Here is a 12,505-nt window from a genome sequence, read left to right on the forward strand (position 1 = left end):
GGATTGCCGCCGGCCTTTCGGCCGGCGGGCCGATCAGCGGATCAGGTCGAACGAGTAGTCGGTCTGGCCGACAATGTTGGTGTTGGCGTCGATGTCCTCGAAGATGCGGTCCAGGATCCGCACCAGCACGTTCAGCGCGCCCTGATAGCCCCAGGTCGGATAGCGGTGGTGGTGGTGGCGGTCGAAGATCGGGTAGGTCAGGCGGATCAGCGGAACCTTGGTGTCGCGCTCCAGATACTTGCCGTAGCTGTTGCCGATGATGTAGTCCACCTTGTCGGTGAAGATCAGCGAGCGCAGGTGCCACAGATCCTTGCCGCCATAGGCAGCGCCCGAGGCGCCGAAGGGCGAGCCGTCCAGCACCTTCTGGACCTGCTTCTCCCACTTCTTGGAGCCCGAGGTGGACAGGATGTGCACCGGCTCCGCACCCAGCTCCAGCAGGAACCTGGTCATGCCCAGGCAGAAGTCCGGGTCGCCGTAGACGGCGAAGCGCTTGCCGTGCATGTGGGTGTGGCTGTCGGCGATGGCGTCGACCAGACGGCCGCGCTCCAGCTTCAGGCTGGCCGGTACCGGCTTGCCCGACAGTTCCGCCAGCTTCAGCAGCAGCTCGTCGGTGGCGGTGACGCCCATCGGGTAGTTGAACTTGGCGACCTCCTGGCCCTTCTCCTTGCAGAACTGCAGGGTCTGGGTCGTGTTGTACTCCTGCATGGAGATGGTGGCCTTGGCGTGCAGGGCCTCCTTGGTCTCCTCGATGGTGGTGCCGCCGTCATACATGCGGTACTCGCCATCCATCGGCGTGTCGAAATTGTCGGACACGTCGGACAGGATCTGCAGCTTCAGGCCGAACTCGCCGGCGATGCGCTTCAGTTCGCGGTTGTTGCCGACGGCGAAGCCGTCGAAGCCCGGGATCAGGTTGATCTGCTCGGTCTTGGGCGTGTCGAAATTCTCCGACGTGCCCCAGAAGCTGCTCAGGATCCCCTTGATCATGTTGTCGTAGCCGACGATGTGGCTGCCGACGAAGGCCGGGGTGTGGGCGAACGGCACCGGGAAGTCCGCCGGCACGCTTTCCTTGTTCTTGGCGTTGGCGATGAAGCCCTGCAGGTCGTCGCCGATGACTTCGGCCATGCAGGTGGTCATCACCGCGATCATCTTCGGCTTGTAGAGCGCATAGGCGTTCGCCAGGCCGTCGATCATGTTGTTCAGGCCGCCGAACACCGCCGCGTCTTCCGTCATCGACGAGGAGACCGCGCTGTTCGGCTCCTTGAAGTGGCGGGTCAGGTGGGTGCGGTAATAGGCGACGCAGCCCTGGGAGCCGTGGACGAAGGGCAGGGTGCCTTCGAAGCCCTGGGCGGCGAACATCGCGCCGATCGGCTGGCAGGCCTTGGTCGGGTTGATGACGACCGCTTCACGGGCGAAGTTCTTCGCCTTGTATTCCTCGGACTTGGTCCATTCGGAAACGCGGGCGACTTCCTCGTCCGAATGGCCGTACTCGAACTCGGTCTTCTTCTTCTCGAACATCGCCGCGTATTCGGGCTGCCGGAAGAGGGTGTAATGGTCGAGGACCTTGTCGGCGCTCTGCGAAAGCTTGTCGGTCATTGTCGAATTCTCCTGTTCCAGAGGCCGATGGTCAGAACGGGGCCTTCATCACGCCCCAGACGGGGTTGTTGATGGCCAGGTCCATGTCGCGGGCGAAGATCGCGAAGCCGTCATAGCCGTGGTACGGGCCGGAATAATCCCAGCTGTGCATCTGGCGGAACGGCAGGCCCATCTTCTGGAACACGTACTTTTCCTTGATGCCCGACGCGACGAGGTCGGGACGCATCGCCTCGACGAACTTTTCCAGTTCGAACGCGGTGACGTCGTCGTAGATCAGCGTGCCTTCCTTCACATAGTGCGGCGTGCGCTGATAGTCGTCGTTGTGGGCGAACTCGTACCCGGTGCCGATGATCTCCATGCCCAGGTCGTGATAGGCATCGACGACGTGGCGGGGACGCAGGCCGCCGACGTAGATCATGACCTTCTTGCCGTCCAGCCGCGGCTTGTACTTGGCGATGACCGCATCGACCATCGGCTGGTAGCGGGCGATGACCTTCTCGGCGTTCTCCTTGATCTTGTCGTCGAACAGAGCGGCGATCTTCCGCAGGGACTCGGCGATCTGGCTCGGGCCGAAGAAGTTGTATTCCATCCAAGGAATATTGTACTTCTCTTCCATGTGACGCGCGATGTAGTTCATCGAGCGGTAGCAGTGGATCAGGTTGACCTTGGCCTTCGGCGTGTTCTCCAGTTCGGCCATGGTGCCGTCGCCCGACCACTGGGCGATCACGCGCAGGCCGATCTCCTCCAGCAGGATGCGGGACGACCAGGCGTCGCCGCCGATGTTGTAGTCGCCGATGATGGTGACGTCATAGGGGGTGGAGACGAAGCCGGCCTTGGGTTCCGTCTTCTCGAACACCCAGTCGCGGATGGCGTCGTTGGCGATGTGGTGGCCCAGCGACTGGGACACGCCGCGGAAGCCTTCGCAGCGCACGGGGATGACCGGCTTGCCGATTTCCGCCGACTTGGCGCGGGCGACCGCCTCGATGTCGTCGCCGATCAGGCCGATCGGGCATTCCGACTGGATCGAGATGCCGTTCACCAGCGGGAACAGCTCGTTGATTTCCTCGATGACCTTGTGCAGCTTCTTGTCGCCGCCGAAGACGATGTCCTTCTCCTGGAAGTCGGAGGTGAAGTGCATCGTGCCCCAGCTGTCCACGCCGGTGTCGCCGATGTAGTAGTTGCGGCGGCCGGACCAGGAGTAATAGCCGCAGCCCACGGGCCCGTGGGAGATGTGGATCATGTCCTTGATCGGACCCCACACCACACCCTTGGAACCGGCGTAGGCGCATCCGCGGATCGTCATGACGCCGGGGATGGACTTGACGTTCGACTTGACGCCGCAATCCTTGGCCTCGGCCTCCAGCACGTTCAGGTGCTTGGCGCGGCGTTTGCGGGATTTTTCGGGATAGGCTTCGAGGACTTCGTTGACGAGGTTCTTGACGTCGACCGTGGTGTTCTCGGACAGGCTCATAGCCGGCCTCCTGCTTGAATTTTCCGCGCCGCTTCAGCGCGTGACCGAGCCCCTCCCTCCCACGCCGTCGCCCCTGGCTTTGCTGGGTCGGCGTTGTGCGGGGCTGGGGATGGGGCCAGTGTTCAGGCGGTCCCCCCTGCGCGGACGGCAGGGGGGCCGGTAGGCAACCGTCGCTACGCCCGGGATCAGGCGCCGGCCTTCGCCGCTTCCTTGGCAGCCAGCTCGGCGAGCTGCTGCTCCTCGGTCTTCATGATGCCGAAGTCCATCAGCATCTCTTCCAGCTCTTCCATGGTGATCGGGGTCGGGATGCAGCCCTGGCCCGAGTTCGCGTGGATCTTGTTGGCCAGCGCGCGGTATTCGCCGGCCTGCTTGCTGTCCGGGGCGTACTCGATGACCGTCATGCGGCGCAGCTCGGCGTGCTGCACGATGTTGTCGCGCGGCACGAAGTGGATCAGCTTGGAACCCAGGCGCTTGGCCAGCGCGTCGGCCAGATCCCATTCCTTGTCGGTCTGACGCTCGTTGCAGATCAGGCCGCCGAGGCGGACGCCGCCGCTGTGCGCGTATTTCAGGATGCCCTTGGCGATGTTGTTGGCGGCGTACAGCGCCATCATCTCGCCGGACATGACGATGTAGATTTCCTGGGCCTTGTTCTCGCGGATCGGCATGGCGAAGCCGCCGCAGACCACGTCGCCCAGCACGTCGTAGGACACATAGTCCACGTCGTCGTAGGCGCCGTTCTCTTCCAGGAAGTTGATCGAGGTGATGACGCCGCGGCCGGCGCAGCCGACCCCCGGCTCCGGACCGCCGGACTCGACGCACTTGATGCCCTGGTAGCCGACCTTGAGGACGTCCTCGAGTTCCAGGTCCTCGACCGAACCGGCTTCGGCGGCCAGATGCAGGACGGTGTCCTGGGCCTTTGCGTGCAGGATCAGACGGGTCGAGTCGGCCTTCGGATCGCAGCCGACGATCAGGATCTTCTGATCCAGCTCGACCAGCGCGGCCAGCGTGTTCTGAGAGGTGGTGGACTTGCCGATACCGCCCTTGCCGTAAAAGGCGATCTGACGCAGAGGCGCTTTGGCCATGTGGGTCGCTCCTGTGCTTGGGTCGTGGGGACTTTGCTTCGATCCGGTGCGGCCGGTTCGTGGCCGCTTCGGATTTCATGGATTGCACGACCCGTGCCAGAGCTGAGTGAATAACTAAATCGTTGTAATATATGGTAAAATTTAGAGGGGTGCGCTTTTGCTCCCTTTGTCGGGGTCCCGACACACCCGACAAAGCCCGACATTTTGTCAGGTCTTTCCCGGCCAAATGGGCCGGTCGCAAAACCGGTCGGCTGGTGGTCTCGCGTAGGTGGATTGTCCACGAAATCGCTGGCGGGCGGGACAGTGTCCGCTCCCGGTCGTGGATGATTCTTAGCCTCTTCGCTTTTAATCGTATTCAGCAGCGCGTGTTTTCGATTGAAATCGTCGAAATTCAGTACGCAAAACGAATTGACATAAACAATTTTCCGCGGCAGCAAGGGAGAGGCATGCGCCAGATTTGTCGATATGCCATCGACAAAGTTCTACTAGGGAGACGAATGATGAGCGGCGTCGATTTGGGCGTGTTTAACAACAGCACCTTTTCGTTGAACTCCAGCGCACAAAATGCCGTGTTGAATGTCTATCTTGGCGGCAGCCTCTTTGAAAGCACCAGCGGCCAAGTAACAGAATACACGGAAACGACTTTTAACACCACATGGGGCAGTAGCGAAAATGCATTTTCTATAGATTATAACACCGATGGGACTTTCTCAATAAATGCTAATATAATCGGTGTTGGAAGTTATGTCGGCACTGTGACGACTTGGTCAGAACTGGAAAATGGCTACAGTTTCGAGGGCGATTCCGTCTATTTGAATGTTGCGGCAAATTCCAAGGGATCCGGAATCGCTATCTGGATTTCCCTCACGGCTGGAACCCAGAATCCGTCGGCATACGCTGTAATCTGCCAGCCCAGCTAAGGCTGAAGAGGCTCGAGCTCGTAAGGATTGGTCGCTTTTGAACGTGCTGGGCGGCTGTTGCGTTTGGCTTGGGGGATGGCGGACGAATGCCGACTCCCCCAGTCTGAACCACGGGCCGAACCGTCAGTCCACTGAAGTGGAAGGGGGGGGCTCGGAGGGACGTTCGAGCGTTTGTCCCGCTACCAGCAGGCGCAGCGCCAATTCCTCCACCACCGTGTCCTGCTCCATGTCATAGAGCAGCTGAGCGATCATCTGCCCACGCACCAGCAGGCGGTGTGCCTTGCTTGGGTTGGCCGGGCGGGCCAGCAGCGCGGCGATCAGATGGTCGCCGACGCTCTGTCCCAGGGCCGTGCCGCAGGTGATCAGCCGTTCCTTCAGCGCATCGACCGTTGCCGGGCGTTTGCCATGGGCCAGATCGACACAAAAATGGTGCAGGCTGCGCAGCTGGCGCAGCAGGGCGGCGAACAGCAGGTCGTCCAGCTCGCCGCCGGCGGTGGCCTTCCCGACAAGATCGAACAGCGTGTCGGAAAGCCGCCATGCCGCCGACAGCCAATCGGTCATCGCCTTGCGGTCGGCCGGCTCGACGAAGGGGCCGGCCTCCTCCTTCGTTTCCTCCTGGTCGTCCAGGTTGCGCAGCGCGATGACGATCAGCCCGTCGGCCTGGGCCAGCGTGGCGAGGCTGGCATGCAGCGCCTTCAGCCCGCGGTCGGCGACGAAGCCCTCGATCGCCTCGGTGGCGCGGTGCAGGGAATAGCGGGCCAGCCGGCGCGACTGATAGACGACGTCCTGCAACGCACTGCCGCCGCCGAGCGCTTCCAGCACCATGCGCCGCACCTCGAAGCGCAGCAGGGCGCGGGCCAGCCGGTCGATGCCGCCGACGTCGATGGGGCGGCGGTCTCTGGTCAGCGCGTCGGCGGTGGCGCGGGCGTCGGTTTCGATGGCGGCGATCACCGCCTGGAGATGGCCCTTGCCGCCGCCGCGCATCCGGCTGACCAGCGCCCGCATCGCTTCGGCAAGGTCGATGGCGCTGGGCAGGCTTTCCTCATGGGCGGTGCGGCCGGTCACCAACCGGTCGATCAGATGGTCGCGCACCCCCGGCAGCAGCACGTCGGTGACGATCTGGCCGATCGGCCGCAGCAATGCGTCGAGCATCCGGCCCGGCGGCTGCCCGGCCAGTCCCGGCAGCGGGTTGACCGGCTTGGGCACCAGCCTCGGCCGGTGCGGCTCCAGCAATTCCAGCACAGCGTCGCCGCGCAGGGGGGTGATGGTGCCGCGCAGGAGCTGGGCGAGGCGCAGGGCGGTCCGCGCCTCGTCGATGCCGCGCGGCGGGCGACCGTCGGGTTCCGCCGGAGCGGCCGGTATGGGCTGGGAGGACGGCGGGGGCGTCCGGACAAGCGTCTTCGCTGGCGCCGGCGGGGTGCGCCGGCGCCGGCTGTCGTCGTACTTGGTCGGCCAGAAGGCCATGCGGGTGCCGCCGGATCGTAAGCGTCGCTGTAGTGAGTATGGGGACGGACCGTTCGGCTTCAAACGGACAATGTTGCGACATGCGGCGATGGAACCCCACCGGTTGCAGTGGTCCAGGCTTGGCACGCGCCCTCTTATACAATATCCATATATGGAGTAATGGCATTCAGGCGGAGCGGACCGGCGTGGCGGATGGGGTGGCGATTCAGGATGCGAGCGGACGGACACCGAAGCCCGATTTGCCGCCCGATTCCTCCCAGGCCGATTCCCCCCTGGCCCTTCGCGCCCACCGCACCAACCTCGTCAATGTCCCGGCCGCCACGCTGTGCAGCGAAGCCTACAACGACGAACCGCGGCGCCTGCGCATCGGCGCCACCCGCAGCGAACATGCGGCATTGTTCGAGGCGCTGGACGAAAGCCCGGATGCGCTGACCGCGTCGGACATCTTCCAGCGTTACATGGCCGAGCTGTTCGGGGTGAACCCCGATTTTTCCGGGGCGGAGGGGCCGGACGGCAAGCGGCGCTTCCGAGCCAGCTATCTGCGCCTGCTGAAGGGCTGGATGTTCGACAGCAACCGGGCGGAAGGCGCGGTGCTGAAGGGCTGGGTCGAGAGCCGGTTCGGCCTGCTGCCGACCTTCCATGGCGAGCCGATCCGCCGCTTCGCCTCCGACGCCTGGGCGGCCTATGGCGAGCAGAAACAGTCGACCCGCTTCCACAACAACAACATCCACCTGCAACTCGACCTGCTTTACGAGTTCTGCCAATGGACCATCCGCCGCGGCTGGCCGGATGCGCCGATGCCCAACTGGGCCTCGCATATCCGGCTGTACCGTGGCGTCAACGATTTCGCGGAACACCACATCGTCGCCCGGCCGGACAAACGCACGGCGGTGCTGCGGCTGAACAACCTGTGTTCCTTTTCCATCGACCGCGACATCGCCGGCCAGTTCGGCGACCATATCCTCGATGCCTGGGTGCCGCTGCCCAAGGTCGTCTTCTTCCGCGACATTCTGCCGCGCTACCCTTTCCAGGGCGAAGGGGAGTATCTGGTGGTCGGCGGGGATTATCGGGTGGGTGTGTCGCTTCTCTGACAACCTCACGTCCGGCGGCGGCCTGTTGGCCGGCTGCGGGGCGCACCAGGAAAGGGCGGGCATTTCGCCCCATGGCATGACCGATCCCAAGATTCTGACGCCCGAGATCCGATCCGCCGAGATCCGATCCCCCGAGATTCGATCCAGGGCACTCGGCGCCTATCTCGGCCTCGCCTGCGGCGACGCGCTGGGGGCGACCGTGGAGTTCCTGACCAAGGGCGAGATCGCCCACCAATATGGCGTTCACAAGCACATCAAGGGCGGCGGCTGGCTGAAGCTGACTGCCGGGCAGGTGACCGACGACACCGAGATGTCGCTGCATCTCGGCCGCGCCATCCTGTCGGGGCCGGAGTGGGACGCCCGCCGCGCGGCGGAGGAGTTCGCGATCTGGCTGAAATCGGTGCCTGTCGATGTCGGCGATACGACGCGCCGCGGCATCCGCCGCTTCATCATGCACGGCACGCTGGAGGAGCCGGAGTCGGAATACCATGCCGGCAACGGCGCGGCGATGCGCAACCTGCCGGTGGCGCTGGCGACGCTGGGCGACGATGCGGCCTTCGAACGCTGGTCGGTGGAACAGTCGCACATCACCCACTGCAACCAGCTGTCGGATTCCGCGGTGATCGCGCTGGGCCGGATGGTGCGCCGGCTGGTGCTGGGCGGCGGCATCGTCGCCGCGCGGGAGGAGGCGAACGCCCTGATCGCGAAACACCGTCAGTTCAAGTTCGAACCCTACCGCGGCCTGTCCACCGCCTTCATCGTCGATACGGTGCAGACCGTCTTCCACTATTACTTCCAGACCGATTCGGTCGAATCCTGTGTGGTGGAAACGGTAAACCAGGGGGGAGACGCCGACACCACCGGCGCCATCGCCGGCATGCTGGCCGGCGCCACCTATGGCGTGGAGTCGATCCCGCCGCGCTGGCTGCGCAAGCTGGACCGCGAGGTCTATGACGAGATTTGTCAGCAAACCGACGCGCTGCTGGCCCGCGCGCCGCTGTTCCGGGAGGCATGACGATGGCTGACGTGACTTTCTTCGAGAAGCCCGGCTGCGGCGGCAACGCCCGGCAGAAAGCCCTGCTGGAGCAGGCCGGTCACCGGGTGATCGCCCGCGACCTGCTGGGGGAGCCCTGGACGCCCGAAACGCTGCGCCCCTTCTTCGGCGACCGGCCGGTGGCTGACTGGTTCAACCGCGCCGCCCCGGCGGTGAAGAACGGCGAGGTGGTGCCGGAGGCGATGGACGAAGCGTCGGCGCTGGCCGCGATGGTCGAACGCCCGCTGCTGATCCGCCGCCCGCTGATGCAGGTCGGCGACCGCCGCGACTGCGGCTTCGAGACCGACCGGGTGGACGCCTGGATCGGGCTGGGCGACGCGGCGCCGGCGGAAAGGAAGATGGAGGGATGCCTGCGGCCCGATATGCCGCCCTGTCCAAAGCCCTGACATGCCCATGGGGCTCCGCCATGTCAACGCGTGACCTCGCCCGCCACCTGTCGTAGCTTGTCGCCCCCAAGGGCGACGACCAGCGGCAGACGAGGACATCATGTGCGAACTCCTGGGCATGAGCGCCAACGTGCCCACGGACATCTGCTTCAGCTTCGCCGGCCTGATGCGCCGCGGCGGGCAGACCGGGCCGCACCGCGACGGCTGGGGCATCGCCTTTTACGAAGGCAAAGGCTGCCGCACCTTCCATGACCCGGCGCCCAGCAGCGAATCGGAAATCGCCCGGCTGGTCAGCCAGTATTCGATCAAGTCCTGCACGGTGATCTCGCACATCCGCCGTGCCAACCGCGGCCGGGTGTCACTGGAGAATACCCATCCCTTCACCCGCGAGCTGTGGGGCCGGGTGTGGACCTTCGCCCACAATGGGCAGCTGAAGGGCATCAAGGACCGTATCCTGACCTTCTACGAGCCGGTCGGCAGCACCGACAGCGAGCATGCCTTCTGCTGGCTGCTCGACCAGATCCGCATGCAGTATCCGGAGCCGCCGAAGACGACCGCCGGGCTGATGAAGCTGATCCGCCATCTGGCCGCCGATCTGGGAACGCTGGGCGTGTTCAACATGCTGCTCAGCGACGGGCGGTATCTGTGGTGCCACTGCGCGACCAACCTGGCCTGGCTGACCCGCAAGGCGCCGTTCGGTGCCGCCACCCTGGTGGATGCCGACATGAGCGTCGATTTCTCCAGGGAGACGACGCCCGACGACGTCGTCACCGTCATCGCCACCCGCCCGCTGACCAGGGACGAGGCCTGGACGGTGATGCAGCCGGGGCAGATGGCGGTCTTCCGCGGCGGGGCGCTGGTGACGCGCTGAACCGGGCGCACCCAGGCCGATTGTTGCTTGTCCAGAGACGATCTTTCGCGCACAGGCCGGCTTAACCGCCGGAAAACAAAGGGGCATCTTGGGCGTCAGAACCCGGCCGGACATGACGGCCGCAACAACCAAGAGGCTCCTTCCGCCATGACCACGATCCTGCATGTCGACTCCAGCCCACTCGGCACCGCCTCCGTCACCCGCCAGCTGACCGCCTCCATCGTCGAGGCCCTGGTGAAGGCCGACCCGGCCGCCACCGTCGTCACCCGCGACGTCGCCGCCAACCCGCCGGCCCATCTGGACGGCGAACTGCTCCAGGTCGTCAAGCTCGGCGTCGTCGAGGGTCTGAGCCCGCGCCAGAGCGAAGAGCTGGCCCTGACCAATGCCCTGCTCGACGAGTTCCTGGCTGCCGATGTCGTCGTGGTCGGCGCGCCGATGTACAACTTCACCATCCCGACCCAGCTGAAGGCCTGGATCGACCGCCTCGCCCAGGCCGGCCGCACCTTCCGCTACACCGAGAAGGGGCCTGAGGGTCTGGCCGGCGGCAAGCGCGTGATCGTGGCGTCCGGCCGCGGCGGCGTCTATTCGACCAACCCGGCGCTGGCCGGCCTGGACCACCAGGAAGCCTATCTGCGCACCGTGTTCGGCTTCTTTGGCATCACCGACGTGACCTTCATCCGCGCCGAAGGCATCGGCATGGGTCCGGAAGCCAAGGACAAGGCGCTGGCCGGCGCCGCGAAGGAGATCGACGGGCTGTTGGCGGCGGCTTGATTGGTTGGGGGCGCTGCACTTGCCCCCACCCTAACCCTCCCCCGCTCTCAGCGGACCTTCGGTCCGCTTGCCGCGTCAGCACAAAGCGGAGCTTTGTGCGAGAGCTAGGCGGGGGAGGGGACAAGTGCTGGTATGGGAGAGTGGCGGCAGTCCCTCCCCCGCCCAGCGGGGGAGGTTAGGTGGGGGTCTAACTCAGCACCTCAAGCCGACACTCCCCCCTACTGGAACGCCACCTCTGCCAGACTGCGCAGCTTGCGGGAGTGCAGCGTCTCCATCCCGTGCGCGCGCAGCAGTTCCATCGCCAGCACGCCGATCTTCAGATGCTGGTCGACCCGCTCGCGGTAGAAGCGGTCGGCCATGCCCGGCAGTTTCAGCTGCCCGTGCATCGGCTTGTCCGACACGCACAGCAACGTCCCGTACGGCACGCGGAAGCGGAAGCCGTTGGCGGCGATCGTCGCGCTTTCCATGTCCAGCGCGATGGCGCGGCTCTGGCTGAAGCGCATCAGCGGTTCGCGGTGGTCGCGCAGTTCCCAGTTGCGGTTGTCGATGGTCGCCACCGTGCCGGTGCGCATGATGCTCTTCAGGGCGAAGCCCGACAGTCCGGTCACCCGTTCCACCGCCGTCTCCAGCGCGCGCTGAACCTCGGCCAGCGCCGGCACCGGCACCCACAGCGGCAAATCGGCGTCCAGCACATGGTCCTCGCGGACATAGCCGTGGGCCAGCACATAATCGCCCAGCCGCTGGGTGTGGCGCAGCCCGGCGCAATGGCCCAGCATCAGCCACGCATGCGGACGCAGCACCGCGATATGGTCGGTGATGGTCTTGGCATTGGACGGACCGACGCCGATGTTCACCAGGGTGATGCCGTTGCCGTCCGGCCGTTTCAGGTGATAGGCCGGCATCTGCGGCATGCGCGTCAGCCTGGCCGTTGGAACATCCGTCGTGCCGCCCAGATTCTGGTTGGTGGTGACGATGTCGCCCGGCTCGACGAAGCTGTCGTACTGGCAGCGGTAGGCCGCCAGATCGGCATCGCCGCTCGGCTCCATGATCTCGCGCGACAGCCGGATGAACTCATCCACATAGAACTGGTAGTTGGTGAACAGGACGAAGTTCTGGAAATGCTCCGGCGCGGTCGCGGTGTAGTGGCGCAGCCGGTGCAGCGAGAAATCCACCCGCGGCGCCGTGAACAGGGCCAGCGGCTTCACCGCGTCCGGCCCGCCGTCGCAGGTGCCGTTGACGATGGTGTCGTCCATCCGCGCCAGATCGGGCAGGTCGAACAGGTCCGGCAGCTTGGTCAGCCGGTCGGGCGGCAGATCGCCTTCCACATACATGCCGTTGGGGAAGGCGAAATGGATCGGGATCGCCTCCTCGCTGACGCCGACCTCCAGCGGGACGTCGTGGTTGCGCAGCAGAAGCGTGAACTGTTCCAGCAGATAACGCTCGAACAGGTCGGGCCGCGTCACCGTGGTGGAATGGACGCCGACCCCCTCGACGAAGCCGTAGGACAGCCGCGTATCGACCGCGGCGCCGGACACGGCGGTCAGCCGCACATAGGGGTAATAGGCCCGGTTCCGCCCGCCCTCCTCCTCGCCCTGGGTATAGGCGGCGAAGCGGTCGCGCAGGAAAGCGGTGTTGCGGTCGTAGATGTCGCGCAAGCAGGCCAGCGCGGCTTTGGCATCGGTGAAGCGCCCGGCCGACCCGGGCTGGAGCGGGGCTTTATCGGTCATGTCGACAAAGATGGGGTACGAACGACCGGCTGGGAAGGCCGAATTTCGGCCAATCCCCAACACTTATCCCTTCGG

The 12,505-nt window shown here is 65.0% G+C and carries 11 protein-coding genes; 6 read left to right on the forward strand and 5 right to left on the reverse strand.

Annotation, left to right across the window (positions count from 1 at the left end; all coding sequences use genetic code 11):
- Positions 1-33: 33 nt before the first annotated feature.
- The 3 genes from nifK to nifH all read right to left on the reverse strand — a co-directional run bounded on the left by nifK (position 34) and on the right by nifH (position 4,146).
- Positions 34-1,593 carry a nitrogenase molybdenum-iron protein subunit beta gene (gene nifK / locus AZOLI_RS02930; RefSeq protein WP_014247086.1) on the reverse strand — a complete coding sequence of 520 codons (1,560 nt, stop codon included), beginning with the start codon at positions 1,591-1,593 and terminating at the stop codon, positions 34-36.
- A 31-nt stretch (positions 1,594-1,624) separates the two neighbouring features.
- A complete protein-coding gene (gene nifD, locus AZOLI_RS02935) occupies positions 1,625-3,064 on the reverse strand; it encodes a nitrogenase molybdenum-iron protein alpha chain (RefSeq protein ID WP_014247087.1) in 1,440 nt (479 codons plus the stop codon).
- 185 nt (positions 3,065-3,249) lie between these two features.
- Positions 3,250-4,146, reverse strand: coding sequence for a nitrogenase iron protein (gene nifH / locus AZOLI_RS02940; RefSeq protein WP_014247088.1), 897 nt, complete (start codon positions 4,144-4,146; stop codon positions 3,250-3,252).
- A gap of 323 nt (positions 4,147-4,469) precedes the next feature.
- Between nifH and AZOLI_RS32245 the strand changes: the two genes are divergently transcribed.
- Positions 4,470-5,066, forward strand: coding sequence for a hypothetical protein (locus AZOLI_RS32245; protein ID WP_162487959.1), 597 nt, complete (start codon positions 4,470-4,472; stop codon positions 5,064-5,066).
- A gap of 123 nt (positions 5,067-5,189) precedes the next feature.
- Here AZOLI_RS32245 and AZOLI_RS02945 read toward each other — a convergent pair whose 3' ends face one another.
- Positions 5,190-6,530 carry a hypothetical protein gene (locus AZOLI_RS02945; protein WP_014247089.1) on the reverse strand — a complete coding sequence of 447 codons (1,341 nt, stop codon included), beginning with the start codon at positions 6,528-6,530 and terminating at the stop codon, positions 5,190-5,192.
- Positions 6,531-6,715: 185 nt separating this feature from the next.
- On the opposite strand from AZOLI_RS02945, the gene AZOLI_RS02950 reads away from it, so the two are divergent.
- The 5 genes from AZOLI_RS02950 to AZOLI_RS02970 all read left to right on the forward strand — a co-directional run bounded on the left by AZOLI_RS02950 (position 6,716) and on the right by AZOLI_RS02970 (position 10,703).
- On the forward strand, positions 6,716-7,621 hold the full coding sequence (locus tag AZOLI_RS02950; RefSeq protein WP_014247090.1) for an NAD(+)--dinitrogen-reductase ADP-D-ribosyltransferase: 906 nt from the start codon (positions 6,716-6,718) through the stop codon (positions 7,619-7,621).
- A 121-nt stretch (positions 7,622-7,742) separates the two neighbouring features.
- Positions 7,743-8,636, forward strand: a complete 894-nt coding sequence (gene draG / locus AZOLI_RS02955; protein ID WP_162488116.1) for an ADP-ribosyl-[dinitrogen reductase] hydrolase — start codon at positions 7,743-7,745, stop codon at positions 8,634-8,636.
- Between the two features lie 2 nt (positions 8,637-8,638).
- Positions 8,639-9,061, forward strand: coding sequence for an ArsC/Spx/MgsR family protein (locus AZOLI_RS02960; RefSeq protein ID WP_044549542.1), 423 nt, complete (start codon positions 8,639-8,641; stop codon positions 9,059-9,061).
- Positions 9,062-9,161: 100 nt separating this feature from the next.
- Entirely contained in the window at positions 9,162-9,932 is a 771-nt protein-coding gene (locus tag AZOLI_RS02965) for a class II glutamine amidotransferase (protein ID WP_014247093.1), read from the forward strand.
- Positions 9,933-10,079: 147 nt separating this feature from the next.
- Positions 10,080-10,703 (forward strand): FMN-dependent NADH-azoreductase, encoded by a 624-nt coding sequence (locus AZOLI_RS02970; protein WP_014247094.1) that lies wholly within the window; start codon positions 10,080-10,082, stop codon positions 10,701-10,703.
- 218 nt (positions 10,704-10,921) lie between these two features.
- Here AZOLI_RS02970 and AZOLI_RS02975 read toward each other — a convergent pair whose 3' ends face one another.
- Positions 10,922-12,430, reverse strand: coding sequence for an AMP nucleosidase (locus AZOLI_RS02975; RefSeq protein WP_014247095.1), 1,509 nt, complete (start codon positions 12,428-12,430; stop codon positions 10,922-10,924).
- Positions 12,431-12,505 lie beyond the last annotated feature (75 nt).

This window comes from Azospirillum lipoferum 4B, from assembly GCF_000283655.1.
Lineage (GTDB): Bacteria > Pseudomonadota > Alphaproteobacteria > Azospirillales > Azospirillaceae > Azospirillum > Azospirillum lipoferum_C.

Excerpts from the sequence above, each read along its gene's own strand:
- AZOLI_RS02965 (WP_014247093.1), top strand. The coding sequence starts at position 9,162 with ATGTGCGAACTCCTGGGCATGAGCGCCAACGTGCCCACGGACATCTGC.
- AZOLI_RS02970 (WP_014247094.1), top strand. The coding sequence starts at position 10,080 with ATGACCACGATCCTGCATGTCGACTCCAGCCCACTCGGCACCGCCTCC.
- AZOLI_RS32245 (WP_162487959.1), top strand. The coding sequence starts at position 4,470 with ATGATTCTTAGCCTCTTCGCTTTTAATCGTATTCAGCAGCGCGTGTTT.
- AZOLI_RS02960 (WP_044549542.1), top strand. The coding sequence starts at position 8,639 with ATGGCTGACGTGACTTTCTTCGAGAAGCCCGGCTGCGGCGGCAACGCC.
- nifH (WP_014247088.1), bottom strand. The coding sequence starts at position 4,146 with ATGGCCAAAGCGCCTCTGCGTCAGATCGCCTTTTACGGCAAGGGCGGT.
- nifD (WP_014247087.1), bottom strand. The coding sequence starts at position 3,064 with ATGAGCCTGTCCGAGAACACCACGGTCGACGTCAAGAACCTCGTCAAC.
- nifK (WP_014247086.1), bottom strand. The coding sequence starts at position 1,593 with ATGACCGACAAGCTTTCGCAGAGCGCCGACAAGGTCCTCGACCATTAC.
- AZOLI_RS02975 (WP_014247095.1), bottom strand. The coding sequence starts at position 12,430 with ATGACCGATAAAGCCCCGCTCCAGCCCGGGTCGGCCGGGCGCTTCACC.
- AZOLI_RS02945 (WP_014247089.1), bottom strand. The coding sequence starts at position 6,530 with ATGGCCTTCTGGCCGACCAAGTACGACGACAGCCGGCGCCGGCGCACC.